General features: G+C 71.4%; 18 protein-coding genes. All 18 read left to right on the top strand.

Annotated features, from left to right (window positions below; translation table 11 throughout):
• Positions 1-3: 3 nt before the first annotated feature.
• The 18 genes from ABIE44_RS18595 to ABIE44_RS18680 all read left to right on the top strand — a co-directional run bounded on the left by ABIE44_RS18595 (position 4) and on the right by ABIE44_RS18680 (position 17,022).
• Positions 4-984 carry an HAD-IIA family hydrolase gene (locus ABIE44_RS18595; RefSeq protein ID WP_209714192.1) on the top strand — a complete coding sequence of 327 codons (981 nt, stop codon included), beginning with the start codon at positions 4-6 and terminating at the stop codon, positions 982-984.
• The gene (locus ABIE44_RS18600; protein ID WP_209714189.1) at positions 981-1,226 is read left to right on the top strand and encodes a hypothetical protein; all 246 of its coding nucleotides are present in this window, start codon (positions 981-983) and stop codon (positions 1,224-1,226) included. Before ABIE44_RS18595 ends, ABIE44_RS18600 begins: the two co-directional genes overlap by 4 nt.
• 12 nt (positions 1,227-1,238) lie before the next feature.
• Positions 1,239-2,072 (top strand): TlyA family RNA methyltransferase, encoded by an 834-nt coding sequence (locus tag ABIE44_RS18605; protein ID WP_209714187.1) that lies wholly within the window; start codon positions 1,239-1,241, stop codon positions 2,070-2,072.
• Between the two features lie 92 nt (positions 2,073-2,164).
• The gene (locus ABIE44_RS18610; RefSeq protein WP_354438412.1) at positions 2,165-3,088 is read left to right on the top strand and encodes an NAD kinase; all 924 of its coding nucleotides are present in this window, start codon (positions 2,165-2,167) and stop codon (positions 3,086-3,088) included.
• On the top strand, positions 3,085-4,821 hold the full coding sequence (recN, locus tag ABIE44_RS18615; protein ID WP_209714183.1) for a DNA repair protein RecN: 1,737 nt from the start codon (positions 3,085-3,087) through the stop codon (positions 4,819-4,821). The genes ABIE44_RS18610 and recN overlap by 4 nt, the downstream gene beginning before the upstream one ends.
• An 85-nt stretch (positions 4,822-4,906) precedes the next feature.
• Complete coding sequence (gene steA / locus ABIE44_RS18620) at positions 4,907-6,055, top strand: putative cytokinetic ring protein SteA (RefSeq protein WP_209714180.1); 1,149 nt, start codon at positions 4,907-4,909, stop codon at positions 6,053-6,055.
• Entirely contained in the window at positions 6,052-6,942 is an 891-nt protein-coding gene (locus tag ABIE44_RS18625; protein ID WP_209714177.1) for a copper transporter, read from the top strand. Before steA ends, ABIE44_RS18625 begins: the two co-directional genes overlap by 4 nt.
• A 153-nt stretch (positions 6,943-7,095) precedes the next feature.
• Positions 7,096-8,802: a CTP synthase gene (gene pyrG / locus ABIE44_RS18630; protein WP_209714175.1), complete on the top strand. Its 1,707-nt coding sequence runs from the start codon at positions 7,096-7,098 to the stop codon at positions 8,800-8,802.
• Positions 8,795-9,397 carry an NUDIX domain-containing protein gene (locus ABIE44_RS18635; protein WP_209714173.1) on the top strand — a complete coding sequence of 201 codons (603 nt, stop codon included), beginning with the start codon at positions 8,795-8,797 and terminating at the stop codon, positions 9,395-9,397. The genes pyrG and ABIE44_RS18635 overlap by 8 nt, the downstream gene beginning before the upstream one ends.
• A 64-nt stretch (positions 9,398-9,461) precedes the next feature.
• Positions 9,462-10,589, top strand: coding sequence for an alanine dehydrogenase (ald, locus tag ABIE44_RS18640; RefSeq protein ID WP_209714171.1), 1,128 nt, complete (start codon positions 9,462-9,464; stop codon positions 10,587-10,589).
• A complete protein-coding gene (gene xerD, locus ABIE44_RS18645) occupies positions 10,586-11,539 on the top strand; it encodes a site-specific tyrosine recombinase XerD (RefSeq protein WP_209723037.1) in 954 nt (317 codons plus the stop codon). The genes ald and xerD overlap by 4 nt, the downstream gene beginning before the upstream one ends.
• A gap of 266 nt (positions 11,540-11,805) precedes the next feature.
• On the top strand, positions 11,806-12,777 hold the full coding sequence (locus tag ABIE44_RS18650) for a ParA family protein (protein WP_209714169.1): 972 nt from the start codon (positions 11,806-11,808) through the stop codon (positions 12,775-12,777).
• Positions 12,759-13,127, top strand: coding sequence for a hypothetical protein (locus tag ABIE44_RS18655; protein WP_209714167.1), 369 nt, complete (start codon positions 12,759-12,761; stop codon positions 13,125-13,127). Before ABIE44_RS18650 ends, ABIE44_RS18655 begins: the two co-directional genes overlap by 19 nt.
• 7 nt (positions 13,128-13,134) lie before the next feature.
• Positions 13,135-14,076 carry a segregation and condensation protein A gene (locus ABIE44_RS18660; RefSeq protein ID WP_209714165.1) on the top strand — a complete coding sequence of 314 codons (942 nt, stop codon included), beginning with the start codon at positions 13,135-13,137 and terminating at the stop codon, positions 14,074-14,076.
• Complete coding sequence (scpB, locus tag ABIE44_RS18665) at positions 14,073-14,774, top strand: SMC-Scp complex subunit ScpB (RefSeq protein WP_209714163.1); 702 nt, start codon at positions 14,073-14,075, stop codon at positions 14,772-14,774. Before ABIE44_RS18660 ends, scpB begins: the two co-directional genes overlap by 4 nt.
• Complete coding sequence (locus ABIE44_RS18670; RefSeq protein WP_354438301.1) at positions 14,767-15,531, top strand: pseudouridine synthase; 765 nt, start codon at positions 14,767-14,769, stop codon at positions 15,529-15,531. Before scpB ends, ABIE44_RS18670 begins: the two co-directional genes overlap by 8 nt.
• A gap of 10 nt (positions 15,532-15,541) precedes the next feature.
• Positions 15,542-15,940: a chorismate mutase gene (aroH, locus tag ABIE44_RS18675; protein ID WP_209714161.1), complete on the top strand. Its 399-nt coding sequence runs from the start codon at positions 15,542-15,544 to the stop codon at positions 15,938-15,940.
• The gene (locus ABIE44_RS18680) at positions 15,940-17,022 is read left to right on the top strand and encodes a prephenate dehydrogenase (RefSeq protein ID WP_209714159.1); all 1,083 of its coding nucleotides are present in this window, start codon (positions 15,940-15,942) and stop codon (positions 17,020-17,022) included. Before aroH ends, ABIE44_RS18680 begins: the two co-directional genes overlap by 1 nt.
• The last annotated feature ends 25 nt before the right edge of the window (positions 17,023-17,047 follow it).

A 17,047-nucleotide genomic window follows, 5' to 3' on the forward strand; every position in this document is an offset into this window, starting at 1 on the left:
GCCGTGACCGGGTCGCGTCCACTGTCCGACCGCTACGACGTCGCCGTCCTCGACCTGGACGGCGTCGTCTACATCGGCGCGCACGCGGTCGAGAACGCCCCCGGGGGTCTGGCTGCGGCGCGCGAGGCCGGCATGAAGCTGGCGTTCGTCACGAACAACGCCGCCCGCCCTCCGGCCGACGTGGCGCGCCACCTCACCCGGATCGGAATCCCCGCAGAACCTGCCGATGTCGTGACCAGCGCGCAGGCAGCAGCCCGTTTGGTCGCCGAGCAGGTCCCGGCCGGAGCCCCGGTCTACGTGATCGGTGGTCCGGGGCTCGAGGCTGCCCTGCGCGAGCACAGCCTGGTGCCCTTGACCACCGTCGGTCCCGAGCATCCGGAGCCCGTCGCCGTCGTCCAGGGTTACGGGCCTGACATGCCGTGGCGCCAGGTCATCACCGGTGCGCTGCTGGTCCGTGAGGGACTTCCCTGGGTCGCCAGCAACACCGACCTGACCGTGCCGACACCTCGCGGGGCCGGACCGGGCAACGGCACCCTGGTGCGCCTGGTCGCCGAGTACGCCGACCGCAGTCCCGTGGTCGCCGGCAAGCCGCAGCCACCCTTGTTCCGCGAGACGCTCGCGCGCGTCGGTGGCAAGGCCCCCCTGGTCGTGGGCGACCGCATCGACACCGACATCGAGGGCGCGATCGCCGTGGGCTGGGACAGCCTCCTGGTGATGACCGGCGTGACCACGCTCGCCGACGTGGCCGCGCTGGAACCCGCGCTCCGGCCGACGTACGTCGCCGCCGACCTGACCGCGCTCACCCGCGAGGTCGAGGCCGGCACCTGGTCGGCCGAGGTCGTGGACGACCGACTGCGGGTCCACGGCACCGGTGACGAGCACTCCTGGTGGGCTGCTGTCAGCCTGGCGCTGTGGGCGCACCTGGACGCGACGGGTCGACCTGCGCGGACCACGTCGGTCGTCCCAGGTAGCGTTGCCCCATGACCGAACAGCCTGCGGACATCACCGACGAGGAGCGGCGCGAGGCGCTGCTCGAGGACAGCCCGGAAGAGGCTGCCGCGCGTGCCCCGGGCGTGGTCGAGACGGGCAACGAGGCCGTGGACGAGGTCATCAGGTCGTTGGAGTCCCTCGACGCCGTGCCCGTGGACGAGCACGTCGCCCTGTTCGAGAAGGCGCACGAGCAGCTGCGCGCCACGTTGTCCGGCGCGGGCGACGACGCGAGCTGAGCTGACGCTGGGATGCCTCCTCGTCGTCTCCGCCTCGACGCCGAGCTGGTCCGTCGCGGTCTCGCCCGGTCGCGCGACCACGCTGCCGAGCTGATCGCCGACGGCCGGGTGACGGTGCAGGGGCAGCGTGCGACCAAACCGGCGACCGGCGTCACCACCGACTCCGACCTCGTCGTCCGGGCCGACCCGGACAAGCCCGACTACGTCAGTCGCGGCGGGCACAAGCTCGCCGGCGCGCTGGCCGCGTTCGCGCCCCGTGGCTTGTCGGTGGTGGGTCGGCGGTGCCTGGACGCCGGTGCCTCCACCGGCGGATTCACCGATGTCCTGCTGCGGGCCGGCGCTGCCGAGGTGGTCGCGGTCGACGTCGGCTACGGTCAGCTCGCCTGGTCGCTGCAGTCCGACGACCGCGTGCACGTCCACGACCGCACCAACATCCGCGAGCTCACGCCCGACCTGATCGGCGGGCCGGTGGACGTCGTGGTGGGCGACCTGTCCTTCATCTCGCTGCGTCTGGTCCTCGAAGCACTGATCGGGGTCACCCGTCCCGACGGCGACCTCGCCCTGATGGTGAAGCCGCAGTTCGAGGTCGGCAAGGACCGACTCGGCAAGGGCGGTGTCGTCCGCGACCCGGCCCACCGGGCCGACGCCGTGCTCCGCGTGGCCGAGGACGCCGCGGAGCGCGGCTGGGGTGCAGTCGGCGTCGCGGTCAGCCCGCTCCCTGGTCCGTCGGGGAACGTGGAGTTCTTCCTGTGGCTCCGGAAGGGCACACCCTCGATCGGCGAGCCGGAGATCACAGCCGAGGCGAGCCGTTCCGTCCTCACCGACGCCGCTGGTGAGAGGCTGTAGCCGTGAGCACAGACCAGCACCGGTCCGCGGACCTCGCCCAGGACGGCGCCCAGGACGGCGCCCAGGACGGCGCCCAGGACTGCGTACGCCGGATCCTGCTGCTGGCGCACACCGGTCGTGACGAGGCGCTCGCCGTCGCCCGCAAGGTGCTCGCCGCGCTGGTCGGGCAGGACGTCGTCGTCCAGGTCCTCGCCGAGGAGGCCGACGAGCTCGGCGTCGACGCCACCGCCAACGTCGAGCTGGTCAGCGAGGACGAGGCGTCCGAGGGCTGCGAGCTCGTCGTCGTCATCGGCGGCGACGGCACCATCCTGCGCGCCGCGGAGCTGACCCACGAGTCCGGGACGCCGCTGCTGGGCATCAACCTCGGCCACGTCGGCTTCCTCGCGGAGGCCGAGAGCGAGGACCTGGAGGCGACGATCGAGGCGATCCTCGAGCGCCGGTACACCGCCGAGGACCGGCTCACCATCGACGTCCGGGTCTACCAGGGCAAGGAGCTGGTCTCCTCGACCTGGGCGCTGAACGAGGCGAGCGTCGAGAAGGCGGCCCGGCAGCGGATGCTCGAGGTCGTCGTGGAGGTCGACGGCCGGCCGCTCAGCCGGTGGGGCTGCGACGGGGTCGTGTGCGCCACACCGACCGGTTCGACGGCGTACAACTTCTCCGCCGGCGGGCCCGTGGTGTGGCCCGGGGTGGAGGCGCTCCTGATGGTGCCGATCAGTGCGCACGCACTGTTCGCGCGGCCTCTGGTCGTCGCTCCGGACTCGGTCCTCGCGGTCGAGGTGCTCGCGCAGACCCAGGGCGCCGGCGTGCTGTGGTGCGACGGTCGCCGTACGGTCGAGCTCCCGCCGGGGGCGCGCATCGAGGTGCGCCGCGGGAGCAAGCCGGTCCGGCTGGTCCGTCTGCACCAGGCACCGTTCACCGACCGGCTGGTCGCCAAGTTCGACCTGCCCGTCGAGGGGTGGCGTGGTGCGTCGGAACGTCGTCGCAAGCCACAGCCCGAGGCGGCGGATCCGGCATGATCGAGGAGATCCGGATCGCCTCCCTCGGGGTGATCGAGGAGTCCGTCCTGGAGCTGGGACCGGGTCTGAACGTCGTCACCGGGGAGACCGGCGCGGGCAAGACGATGCTGGTCACCGCGCTCGGCCTGCTGCTCGGAGCACGGTCGGACGCCGGAGCGGTGCGCAACGGCGCCAAGGCAGCCCGCGTGGAGGGCGTCGTGGCCCTCGGCGCTGCCGCTGGTCGCGTCGGCCAGCTGACCGAGGAGTACGGGGGAGAGGTCGAGGACGGCGCCCTGCTGCTGGCCCGTCAGCTCTCCAGCGAGGGTCGTTCGCGGGCGTTCCTCGGCGGGGCCTCGGTTCCCGTCTCGGCACTGCAGACCGTGGCCGACCACCTGGTCGCCGTGCACGGGCAGTCCGACCAGCACCGGCTGCTGCAGGCCGACGCCCAGCGGGCCGCGCTGGACGCCTTCGCCGGGAGCAAGGTCGACCGGCTCAAGGACGCCTACGCCCGCAACTTCGCCGCCCTCCGAGCGGTCGAGGCGGAGCTGGCCGAGGTGCTCGGGGCTTCGCGCGAACGCGCCCGCGAGGCGGACGTCCTGCGACTCGGCCTCGCCGAGATCGAGGCCGTCGAGCCGGTGCCGGGGGAGGACCTCGCGCTGGCTGCCGAGGAGGGCCGGCTCGGGTTCGCCGACACGCTGCGCACTGCGGCCGAGACGGCACGCGAGGCGCTGTCCGCCGAGGACGAGACCCCCGATGCCCTCGGTGCTGCTGCCCTGGCGCGGCGAGCGCTGGAGTCGGTGCGCGAGCACGACGAGGAGGCCGGACGGCTGGCCGACCGCGTCGCCGAGGTCACCTACCTGCTCTCCGACGTCGCGGCGGACGTGGCGTCCTACGCGACCGGACTCGAGACCGACCCGGCACGACTGGCGGTGGTCTCCGAGCGCCGCGCGACGCTGACCTCGCTGACCCGCAAGTACGGCGAGACCATCGACGAGGTGCTCGCCTGGTCCGCCGCTGCCGCCGAGAGGCTGCTGCTGCTCGACAACTCCGAGGAGCGGATCGAGGAGCTCCGCGCCGAGACCGCGCGCCTGCGGACCGAGCTCGCGACCCAGGCCGGCGACCTGTCGTCGGCCCGTGCCGCTGCAGCGACCAGGCTGTCTGCCGCAGTCAGCGAGGAGCTGACGGCGCTCGCGATGCCGCACGCTCGGGTCGAGATCCGGCTCACCCGGACCGAGGACGCCCACGGGCTCGCCGTGGACGGGGGTACCTGGCGCTTCACCGCGCACGGCGTCGACCAGATCGAGATCCTGCTCGCGGCCAACACCGGGTCGGAGGCACGTCCGCTGAACAAGGGTGCCTCGGGCGGTGAGCTGTCTCGGGTGATGCTGGCGATCGAGGTCGTCCTGGCCGGCACCAGCCCGGTGCCGACGTTCGTGTTCGACGAGGTCGACGCCGGCGTCGGGGGCAAGGCGGCGGTCGAGATCGGCCGACGGCTCGCCGCGCTCGCGGGCAGTGCCCAGGTCCTCGTCGTCACGCACCTCCCGCAGGTGGCCGCCTTCGCCGACCGGCACGTGGTGGTGGCGAAGTCGAGCGACGGGACCGTCACCACCTCAGGTTTGGAGACCCTGGACGACGACGGCCGGGTCCGGGAGCTGTCCCGGATGCTCGCGGGGCTCGAGGAGTCAGAGACCGCGATGGCCCACGCCCAGGAGCTCCTCGACGTCGCGCAGCAGGCGCGCGCCGCCCGCAGCTGACCGACGCTGACCGGGCTGACGACGACACGCCCGGTCTGCCGGGTCGGGCGGCCTCGGGCGCGCCGCGTGTCACGATTGTCCGGATATGCGCTTCTCCCTCCGCCGCCCTGCTCCAGCCGCCCCACCCGGTGTCACCCTGCGGGTGCACGCCCACCGCGACACCGCGACACTGCTCGCCCGCGACCTGACCGGGTGCCTGGTCGTCATCGACCACCGCGACCTCGACGCGGAGACCGCGCGCACCCTGCTGGACCGCCGCCCGTACGCCGTGCTGAACGCGGCGGAGTTCATCTCCGGCAGGTTCGCGAACCTCGGGCCGAAGCTGCTCGCCGAGAACGGCGTCGTGCTCCTCGAGGGCGCCCGCGAGGGCATCCTGGCGCTGAGCGACGGGAGCACGCTGCGGCTGCACGACGGCACCCTGTACGACGGGCCCGTCGTCGCGCTCGACGTCCAGGCGGTCGAGATCGGCCAGATCACCCGACGGATGACGGCCGCCAGCTCCGGCCTCGCCGCCCAGCTGGAGACCTTCGCGCACACCACCAGCGAGCTGTTGCGGCACGAGGAGGGATTCCTCCTCCACGGTGAGGGGATCCCTCAGGTGCAGACCCCCGTCGAGGGGCGACCCGTGGTGGTCGTCGGACCGACGGCGCGTCCCGAGGACCTCAAGAAGCTCCGAGGTTTCCTGCGTGAGCAGAAGCCGGCGCTGATCGCGGTGGACGGGGGCGCCGACGTCGCGGTGGAGCGTGGGCTGCGCCCCGACGTGGTGGTGCTGAGTGCAGCCGGTCAGGTCAGACCCAGGACGTTGACGCGGTGCCGCGAGGTGCTGCTGGTCGGAGCGGGCGCCGCGGCTCGCCGTCGGGCGGAGGACGCCGGCAAGGTGGTCCACGAGACGTCGACCGACCTGGCGGGGACGGACGTCGGTCTGCTCCTCGCCCACCGGGCCGGCGCCCGGCTTGTCATCCCGGTCGGTTACCCCTCGACCCTCGAGGACTTCATCGACCGCAACCGCAGCGCCCAGGCCAGCAACGTCCTGACCCGGCTCAAGGTCGGTGCCGTGCTCGTCGAGGCGTCCGCTGTCCCGCTGCTGTACACCGGTCGGGTCCGCCGGTGGCAGGTCGCCCTGACCCTGGTGGTCGCCCTCGGGGTGCTCGCCGTCGCCGTCGCGGCGACGCCGGTGGGTCAGGACTGGTGGCACGACCTGCGTCCGCACCTGCCCGGAAGTCTCGGCCGATGAGGGCACGGGCGCTCGCTGCCGCTGCGGCGGTGGTCCTGGTCGCTCTCGGCGTCGTGCTGGGCGCCGGGCCCCTGCAGGACGACGCTCCGCGCACCGACGACCGGGCGCAGGAGGGCTACGACGAACGGCTCCGGGACCTGCGCGACGCGAGGTCGTTCAGCGACGCCTACGCCGGGACGACGGCCTCCCGGGTCCTGGCCGGCACGTTGACCGGTCGCAAGGTCGCCCTGGTGGTGCTCCCCGGTGCCAGCTTCGACACCGCCGACCTGCTCCGCGGTCTGGTCCGCGCTGCCGGGGGCGAGGTGTCGGCGGAGGTGGGGCTCACGGCGACGTTGCTCTCCTCCGGAAGCACCGGTCTCGTCGACGCCCTCACCAGCCAGCTCGCCGCCCAGACCCCCGGGCTGGTGGCGCCCGCTGACGCGTCGACGTACCAACGCTTCGGCGCGCTGCTCGCCCGCGGCATCGCCGTGCCGCCTGCCTCGCGCTCGGTCGGAGGTCTCTACGACGGGCCGGCGCTGGGGGTGATGTCGGGGTTCGAGGCCGCGAAGCTGGTCGAGGGGGTCAAGGTCGGTGCGCGCGCGGGACTGACGCTGGTGCTGCTCCCCGACCAGACGGATCCCGACGCCTACGAAGCGCTCACCGCCGCCCTGACGACGTACGCCGCGCAGATCCCGACGGTGGTGGCCGGGCCAGCCGGGTCCGCAGGGCTCAACGGACTGCTCGGGGCGCTGCGTGCCGCGGACGGCAGGTACAGCACGGTCGACAGCGTCGAGAGCGCGGCCGGACGGGTGGCCGCGATCCTGGCGATCGCCGCCCGTACCCGGGGCGACGTCGGCGACTTCGGTGCGGTCGGTGACGTCGACGACGCCGTCCCGCCTCTGTCGTAGAAGTCCTGCGCGGAATTCCTCGATCTGCCTGGACCAGTCGGGAGCGTCGTACGAAGGATGCCCAGTTTCTTGGTAGGATCGAATCCCGTGGAGATGTAGGGGTTTTGCCCCCGCAGACCTGCACCTCATGCGAACCAGGACACGGGAGTCACCTTGGCACCAAGCCAGCCGACCAAGCACGTTTTCGTCACCGGCGGGGTTGCCTCGTCGCTCGGCAAGGGACTGACCGCCTCCAGTCTCGGGAGCCTGCTGAAGTCGCGCGGCATGCGGGTCACGATGCAGAAGCTCGACCCGTACCTGAACGTGGACCCGGGCACGATGAACCCGTTCCAGCACGGTGAGGTCTTCGTGACCAACGACGGCGCCGAGACCGACCTCGACGTCGGGCACTACGAACGCTTCCTGGACACCGACCTCAACCAGATCGCGAACGTCACCACCGGACAGGTGTACTCGACCGTGATCGCCAAGGAGCGCCGCGGCGACTACCTCGGCGACACCGTGCAGGTGATCCCGCACATCACCAACGAGATCAAGGACCGGATCCGCGCGATGGGGACTCGGGAGGACGGCGACCCTGTTGATGTCGTCATCACCGAGATCGGTGGCACCGTCGGTGACATCGAGTCGCTCCCGTTCCTCGAGGCAGCCCGCCAGGTGCGCCACGACCTGGGGCGCGACAACGTCTTCTTCCTGCACGTCTCGCTGGTCCCGTGGATCGGTCCGAGCCAGGAGCTCAAGACCAAGCCGACCCAGCACTCGGTCGCCCAGCTGCGCTCGATCGGTATCCAGCCGGACGCCATCGTCTGCCGCGCGGACCGCCAGCTGCCGGACAGCATCAAGAAGAAGATCTCGCTGATGTGCGACGTCGACCAGGACGCGGTGGTCACCGCGGCCGACGCGCCCTCGATCTACGACATCCCGAAGGTGCTGCACAAGGAGGGTCTGGACGCCTACGTCGTACGGCGCCTCAACCTGCCGTTCCGCGACGTCGACTGGAGCACCTGGGACGACCTGCTGCAGCGCGTGCACCACCCCGACGAGGAGGTCACCGTCGGTCTGGTCGGCAAGTACATCGACCTGCCCGACGCCTACCTCTCGGTGGTCGAGGCGCTGCGCGCCGGCGGGTTCGCCCACAAGGCCAAGGTCAACGTCTCCTGGATCCCGTCGGACGAGTGCGCGACCCGTGAGGGCGCCGCCAAGGCGCTGGCCGACGTCGACGCGGTCCTGGTCCCCGGCGGGTTCGGCATCCGGGGCATCGAGGGCAAGCTCGGGGCACTCACCTACGCCCGGAACAACCTGATCCCGACCCTCGGCATCTGCCTCGGCCTGCAGTGCATGGTCATCGAGTACGCGCGCAACGAGGCCGGCCTGACCGAGGCCGCCTCGACCGAGTTCGACCCGGAGTGCGCCGAGCCGGTGGTCGCGACCATGGAGGAGCAGCACGCGTTCGTCGAGGGTGCAGGCGACCTGGGCGGGACCATGCGTCTGGGCCTGTACCCGGCGAACCTCGCCGAGGGCTCGGTCGTCCGGGCGGCGTACGGGGCTGCTCAGGTCGAGGAGCGGCACCGTCACCGCTACGAGGTCAACAACGCCTACCGCGACAAGCTCGAGCAGGCCGGCCTGGTCTTCTCCGGGCTGTCGCCGGACCACAACCTCGTCGAGTACGTCGAGCTGCCGGCCGAGGTGCACCCGTACTACGTCTCCACCCAGGCGCACCCCGAGCTCCGGTCGCGACCGACGCGCCCGCACCCGCTGTTCGCCGGTCTGGTCGGCGCAGCGATCACCCGCCAGCGCGAGCTGCGGATCCCGATCGACGAGACCGGTCTGCGCCGGCACGCCGACGACTCCGATGAGTGACGAGCTCGCGGACGTCCCGCAGTCCTGGCCGCGGACAAGGTCGGAGTACGTCTACGAGACCGGCTGGGTGGTGAAGTTCCGCGAGGACACGATCCACGTCCCCGGTGAGCCCGAGCACGAGTTCACCCGGCTCGTGGTCGAGGACCCGGGCGCCGTGGTCGTGCTGGCGATCGACGAGGACGAGCAGGTCGTCGTCCTGCGCCAGTACCGGCACGCGGTGCAGAAGCGGATGATCCAGCTGCCGGCCGGCAAGCTCGACAAGCCGGGGGAGGACCCGCTGGTCGCCGCGCAGCGCGAGCTGCGCGAGGAGGCTGCCCTGGCCGCGGACGACTGGACGCACCTGCTGACGACGTACGCGTCCCCGGGGATCACCTCGGAGACCCACGCGCTGTACCTGGCCCGCTCGCTGCGCGAGGTCCCGCGGGACTTCGAGGTCCAGCACGAGGAGGCCGACATGACGCTGGAGCGGGTGCCGTACGCCGACCTCCTCGACGCGGTGCTGGACGGTCGTGCTGCGGACGCGCCGCTCGCGGCGGCGGTGCTGGGCGTCGAGGCGCTGCGAGCCCGCGGCCGCCTCGACCGACCTGCGGAGTGACCTGAGTCATACAATCCCGAGCAGGGCACGACGACGTGCCGTCCAACTGTCTGGGAGGACCGCTGTGAGGGTCGGCGTACCGAAGGAAGTCAAGAACCACGAGTACCGGGTGGCGATCACGCCCATCGGCGTCCACGAGCTGGTGGCGCACGGGCACGAGGTCCTCGTCGAGAGATCGGCCGGGGCGGGGTCGTCGATCGAGGACAGCGAGTACGAGGCCGCCGGCGCGAAGATCATCGACTCCGCCGACGAGGTCTGGGGGAGCGCGGAGCTCGTGCTCAAGGTCAAGGAACCGGTTGCCGAGGAGTACCATCGCCTGCGCGAGGGCCTCGTCCTGTTCACCTACCTCCACCTCGCCGCGGACCGGCCGCTGACCGAGGAGCTCGTCGCCCGCAAGGTCACCTCGATCGCCTACGAGACCGTCCAGCTGCCCTCGGGCGGGCTGCCGCTGCTCTACCCGATGTCCGAGGTCGCCGGTTGCCTGGCGCCGCAAGTCGGCGCCCACTCGCTGCTGAAGGCCCAAGGTGGTCGCGGCGTGCTGATGGGCGGGGTCGGCGGTGTCGCGAACGCCAAGGTCGTCATCATCGGGGCCGGAGTCTCGGGTCAGAACGCGGCGAACATCGCGCTCGGCATGGGAGCGGACGTCACGCTGCTCGACACCGACCTCGACAAGCTCCGGATGTCCTTCTGGCGCTACAACAACCGGGTGCACGGACTCGCGTCCTCGAAGCTGGCCCTGGAGCAGCAGGTGATGGAGGCGGACCTCGTCATCGGTGCGGTGCTGGTGCCGGGCGCGGCCGCCCCCAAGCTGGTCAGCAACGACCTGGTGTCCCGGATGAAGCCGGGCTCGGTCCTGGTCGACATCGCGGTCGACCAGGGTGGCTGCTTCGAGGACACCCACGCCACCACGCACGCGGACCCGACGTACCAGGTGCACAACTCGACGTTCTACTGCGTCGCGAACATGCCCGGCGCGGTGCCGAACACCTCGACGTACGCGCTGACCAACGCGACCCTGCCGTACGCCGTCGCGCTGGCCGACAAGGGTTGGCACGGCGCCTGCAGCGCCGACCGCTCCTTGGCGCTGGGGCTGAACACCCACGCCGGGACCCTGACCTGCCCGCCCGTCGGGGAAGCGCACGGCATCGCGTCCGTGGCTCCCGAGGACGCTCTTGCAGGAGCCTCGTCCTGACCGAACCAGACGCCGCAACCAGGCCCAGCCCGCTCGTCCGCGCGGTCCGCACCTACCTCGACCACCTCGGGGTCGAGCGCGGGCTCGCGGCGAACACGCTGTCCTCCTACCGCCGCGACCTGCGCCGCTACCTGGGTTACCTGGACAGCGTCGGGATCGGCGACCTGGGCGCGATCTCCGAGCAGACCGTGCTCGGCTTCCTGACCGCACTGCGCGAGGGGGACAGCGAGAACCCGCCGCTCAGCGCGACGTCCGCCGGACGCACCATCGTGGCGGTCCGCGGCTTCCACAAGTTCGCGGTCGCCGACGGTCTCGCCGAGCTCGACCCGTCGGTCGCGGTGCGCCCGCCGAAGCCCGCCAAGCGGCTGCCGAAGGCGATCCCGTTCGACGACGTGATGGCGATCTTCGAGGCGGCCGGTGCTCCGGGCACCGTGCTGGCGCTGCGGGACCGCGCGCTGCTGGAGATGCTGTACGGCGCCGGGGCGCGCATCTCCGAGGTCGTCGGTCTCGACATCGACGACGTCGACCTGGAGACGCAGACGGTGCTGCTCCGGGGCAAGGGCAGCAAGGAGCGGATCGTTCCGTTCGGCAGGTACGCCGCCGAGACGGTGGCGGCGTACCTGACCCGCGCCCGCCCGGAGCTGGTCTCCGCCGGGAAGGGCACCCCGGCCCTGTTCCTCAACGCCCGCGGCGGACGGCTGTCGCGGCAGAGCGCCTGGACGGTGATCGTGAAGTCGGCCGAACGTGCGGGCATCACCGCCGAGGTCTCGCCCCACACCCTGCGGCACTCGTTCGCCACCCACGTGCTCGAGGGCGGTGCCGACATCCGGGTCGTCCAGGAGCTCCTCGGGCACGCGTCGGTGACCACCACCCAGGTCTACACGCTGGTGACCGTCGACGGTCTGCGCGAGGTCTACGCCGCTGCTCATCCGCGTGCGCTGAAGGCCTGAGAAACGCACAGGTTTATGCACAGGCAGAGGGTCTCCTGTGCATCTGAGCGGGACTCTGTGCACACTGTTTCCCCAGATTTCAGTTCGGGTCCATCAGACCTCCGGCTCGCCTTGTATGCCCTGACCCGGCGGGCCTAGAGTCGCGCCCACTGCACGACTTGTGGCCAAGTCGACAAAGCTGCAGTCGACTGAGACAGGGGAACCGGACCATGAGCGGTGCCGACGGATTCGGCGGACACTCCACCAGCGCCTCCGAGGTGCCACCGATGGTTCACAACCCGGTCACCGCGCAGGAGCGGGAGCAGCAGGACGCGACGGTGCTGCCGTACAAGTCGGACCCTGCTGTCACCCTGGAGACACCTGTCGTCCAGCCTGAGGAGAACACCGTGGACGCCGTGATCGGCGCGACCGGTCGGCCACTGCCCGACTTCCCGGAGCCCGGCCCCGTGGGGGCGCGCACGAAGGCGCGCGTCATCTCGATGTGCAACCAGAAGGGTGGCGTCGGCAAGACCACGACGACGATCAACCTGGGCGCCTCGCTGGCCGAGTACGGGCGCAAGGTCCTGCTCGTGGACTTCGACCCGCAGGGCTCGCTCTCGGTCGGCCTGGGTCTCAACCCGCACCAGATGGAGTACTCCATCTACAACCTGCTCATGGACCGTGAGGTCGCGCTCGAGGAGGTCGTCGTGCCGAGCGGTGTGGCCGGCATGGACCTGCTGCCCTCGAACATCGACCTGTCCGCCGCCGAGGTGCAGCTGGTGCACGAGGTCGCCCGCGAGCAGACCCTGCAGCGCGTGCTCGCCCCGGCGCTGGAGAAGTACGACGTCATCCTCATCGACTGCCAGCCGTCCCTCGGCCTGCTGACGGTGAACGCGCTCACCGCCTCGGACGGCGTCATCGTTCCGCTGGAGTGCGAGTACTTCGCGCTGCGTGGCGTCGCGCTGCTCAAGACCACGATCGACAAGGTCAAGGAGCGCCTCAACCCGCGTCTGGAGGTCGAGGGCATCCTCGGCACCATGTTCGACGGCCGGACGCTGCACAGCCGCGAGGTCATGGAGCGGCTCGTCGAGGCATGGGGGGACACCGTCTTCCACACCGTCATCCGGCGTACCGTGAAGTTCTCGGACGCCACCGTGGCCGGCGAGCCGATCACGGCGTACGCGTCCTCGTCCACCGGTGCCGACTCCTACCGGCAGCTGGCCAAGGAGGTGCTGGCTCGTTGGCAGCACGACGCGTGAGCCTGCCGACGGCTGACGACCTGTTCCGGCCGACCAGCGAGGACGAGAACGGCGAGGACGCGCCGTCGGTCAAGGCTGTCCCGGACGCCAAGCCGGCGAAGAAGGCTGCGGCCAAGAAGGCGGCCGGACCGCGCCAGTCCAGCGGGCGGGTACGGCACGACGAGAAGATGACCGTCTACGTGACGGCTGACGAGCTCGTGGACATCGAGCACGCGCGCCTGGACCTGCGACGCCACCACGGCCTGGCCGTGGACCGCGGCCGGCTGGTGCGCGAAGCCCTGGCGATCGTCCTGGCCGATCTCGAGAAGCACGGCGACGACAGCGAGCTCGTCCGCCGCTTGCTCGGGTGACCGCCGGATGAGTACTGCCACCACGACCGCCCCGGACGACCTCGGCGCCGACGGGGTGGAGAGCGGCTTCGCCGTTCGTCTGGACAACTTCGAGGGTCCTTTCGACCTGCTGCTGAGCCTGATCAGCAAGCACAAGATGGACGTCACCGAGGTGGCCCTGTCGAAGGTCACCGACGAGTTCATCGCGCACATCAAGGCGGCGGGCGACGTCTGGGACCTGGAGCAGACGACCTCGTTCCTGCTGATCGCCTCGACGCTGCTGGACCTCAAGGCTGCTCGGCTGCTGCCCTCCGGCGACGTCGAGGACGAGGAGGACCTCGCGCTGCTCGAGGCCCGCGACCTGCTGTTCGCGCGCCTGCTGCAGTACCGCGCCTTCAAGCAGGTGGCCGGGGTGCTGGAGACCCGGATCGACGCCGAGTCGCTGCGCTTCCCCCGGGCCGTCGGACTGGACGAGCGGTTCGCGACGCTGCTGCCCGACGTGCTGATCGGCCTGGGGCTCGAGGAGTTCGCCGGCCTCGCCGCGAAGGCGCTGGAGCCGAAGCCGGAGCCCGAGGGCATCTCGATCGCGCACATCCACGCGCCCGCGGTCAGCGTCCGCGAGCAGGCGCACGTGGTCGTCGAGCGGCTGAAGGTGCACGGCACGCTGACCTTCCGCAAGCTCGCGGCGGACGCGCCGGACACGATGACCCGGGTCGCCCGGTTCCTGGCGCTGCTGGAGCTGTTCCGCGAGGGCGTGCTGGCGTTCGACCAGATGACCCCGCTCGGGGAGCTGACCGTGCGCTGGACGGGCGGTGAGGACCAGGAGGTGGAGATCACCGACGAGTTCGACGGCACCCCGTTGCCGCTCGACGAGCCCCGTGCCGAGGTCACCACCGAGACCGACGCCGACCCCGAGACCGACCCCGGGACCGAAGACCCCGAGACCGACGAACCAGAGGACCAGGAATGACCGAGACCAGCACCGAGGAGGCCGTCGCGGTGGAGGACCAGGTGGTGGAGGACGAGGTCGTGGAGTCCGAGGGGGAGACCCTCTCGATCCCGCTCGCCGCCCTGCGCCCTGCCCTCGAGGCCGTGCTGATGGTGGCCGACCAGCCGCTGGACGAGGTCAACCTCGCCACCGCGGTGGGCTACCCGGTCACCGCCGTGAACGAGGCGCTGGCCCAGCTCGCCGCCGAGTACGACGAGGCCGTGCGCGGCTTCGAGCTGCGCAACGTCGCGGGTGGCTGGCGCTACTACACCCGCGAGGAGTACGCGCCCGTCGTCGAGCGCTTCGTCCTCGAAGGACAGCAGGCACGTCTAACGAACGCCGCGCTCGAGACGCTCGCCGTGGTCGCCTACAAGCAGCCGGTCAGCCGCAGCCGGGTCTCGGCGATCCGTGGCGTGAACGTCGACGGCGTGATGCGCACGCTCCTGACCCGGGGCTTGGTCGAGGAGGCGGGTACCGACGTCGAGACCGGCGCGCACCTGTACCGGACCACGACCTACTTCCTCGAGCGCATCGGCATCACCTCGCTGGACGAGCTGCCGGAGCTGGCTCCGTTCGTCCCGGACATGGACGAGTTCGACCTCGACGAGGAGTCGATCGCTCCGAGCGCGCCCGTCGCGAGCAGCGCCGCGGACGCGGACGAACCCGACGACGGTGAGTGAGGCACCCGGGGCCTTCCCCGGACTCGATGACGACGGCTTGATCCGGCTGCAGAAGCTGCTGGCGACCTCGGGCGTCGCGAGCCGCCGCAAGTGCGAGGAGCTCATGCTCGCGGGCGAGGTCGAGGTCGACGGCGAGATCGTCACCCGTCTGGGCACGAAGGTGGATCCCGCGACCGCGGTGATCCGGGTCTCCGGGCAGCGGTTGCCCCCGATCAGCGCGCACGTCTACCTGGTGCTCAACAAGCCGCGGGGTGTCGTGTCGACCATGGCGGACCCGGAGGGTCGCCCGACGTTGACCGACTACGTCGCCGACCGGCCGGAGCGGCTGTTCCACGTCGGTCGTCTCGACACCGACACCGACGGCCTGATCATGCTGACCAACGACGGGGACTTCGCCCAGCGACTGGCGCACCCGTCGTACGAGATGGAGAAGACCTACGTCGCCGAGGTCGAGGGTGCCGTGGACAAGGGCACGGTGAGGACCCTGCTCGACGGCGTCACCCTCGAGGACGGGCCGGTGGAGGTGCGTCGGGCGCGGGTGATCTCGACGACGAGCAACCGGGGCATCGTGGAGCTGGTGATCCACGAGGGTCGCAACCGGATCGTGCGGCGTCTCCTCGCGGAGATCGGGCACCCGGTCACCCACCTCACCCGGACGGCGATCGGGCCGGTGCAGATCGGCCGGCTCAAGAAGGGCAGCCTGCGCGAGCTCACCCCCGACGAGGTCGGATCGCTGCTCGACACCGCCGGACTATAAGGTCGGTCCCGTGTCCGTACGTGCCATCCGTGGAGCCACCCAGCTGACCGCCGACACCCGGGAGCAGATGCTCGACCGGGTGGCCGAGATGGTCACCGAGGTGATGACCGCCAACGGGCTGGAGGTCGACGACTTCATCTCCGTCATCTTCACCGCGACCTCCGACCTGGTCGCGGAGTTCCCGGCGTACGCGGCCCGTGGGCTGGGCTTCGGCGAGGTGCCCCTGATCTGCGCGCGTGAGCTGGAGATCGACGGCTCGATGCCGCGGGTCGTGCGGATGATGGCGCACGTCGAGACCGACCGGGCCCGCTCGGAGATCACCCACGTCTACCTGCACGGCGCGGCAGCACTGCGCTCGGACCTCACCAAGGTCCGCTCGGTCCCGGACGAGCCCGGGAGCAGAGCCTGATGGCCGCTGGCCTCACCGGACCGATCCACGTCATCGGCGCCGGCCTGCTGGGCACCTCGATCGGCCTGGCGGCGAGCCGTCAGGGTGTCACGGTCTGGCTCAGTGACCACAACCCCGAGCACGTCCGAACGGCGGTCGGCCTCGGGGCCGGGGTGGCGGTCCCGCCTGACGGGGTGCCGCAGCTGGTCGTCGTCGCGGTCCCCCCGGTGCACATCGCCGAGGTGGCGGTCGCCGCGCTGGAGACCGGCGCGGTCGTCACCGACATCGGGAGCGTCAAGGCGCAGCCGCTGGCCCAGATCAGCGACCACGTCGGCGAGGACCTGCTGACCCGGTACGTCGGCAGCCACCCGATGGCGGGCAACGAACGCTCGGGGCCGCTGGCTGCCAGTGCGTCCCTGTTCGACGGGCGCCCGTGGGCGGTCACCCCGCACGTGCACTCCGACCCCGGAGCGGTGCTGCTGGTCGAGGAGCTGATCGCGCTGTGCGGCGCCGTCGGTGTCCGGCTCTCGCCGGTCGAGCACGACCTGGCCGTGGCCCGGACCTCGCACGTCCCGCACCTGCTGGCCGTGCTGGCGGCCGGGCAGCTCAACGACGCCGTCCCCGAGCACCTCAGCCTGTCCGGCCAGGGAGTTCGCGACGTGACCCGGGTGGCCGGCGGCGACCCCGAGCTCTACAGCCAGATCATCCGGGCCAACGCCGGTGTCGTCGGCGACCTGCTGCGCGGCGTCCGGGACCAGCTCGACGAGCTCATCGCGGCGGTGGACGACCCCACCGACGGCGCCTCCGGCGCGGACCTCGGCGAGATCCTGACCCGGGGCCGGGCCGGGACCCGGATCATCCCGGGCAAGCACGGCCGAGCCCCGCTGGCCACCGGTCCGCTGTTCGTCCTGGTGCCCGACCAGCCCGGTGAGCTCGCCCGGCTGTTCGCGGACATCGGGGAGATCGGCGTCAACGTCGAGGACCTGCGCATCGACCACGACCCCGGCCGCCCGGTCGGTCTGGTCGAGCTCCAGGTCGAGGCCGCGGCCGCCGAGAGGCTCCGCCAGGCGCTCGAAGCGAGGAACTGGACCTCTCACCGGTAGACTCTCGCCTGGCGCGATGCCGTGC

The sequence above is a fragment of the Marmoricola sp. OAE513 genome (assembly GCF_040546585.1).
Taxonomy (GTDB): domain Bacteria; phylum Actinomycetota; class Actinomycetes; order Propionibacteriales; family Nocardioidaceae; genus Marmoricola.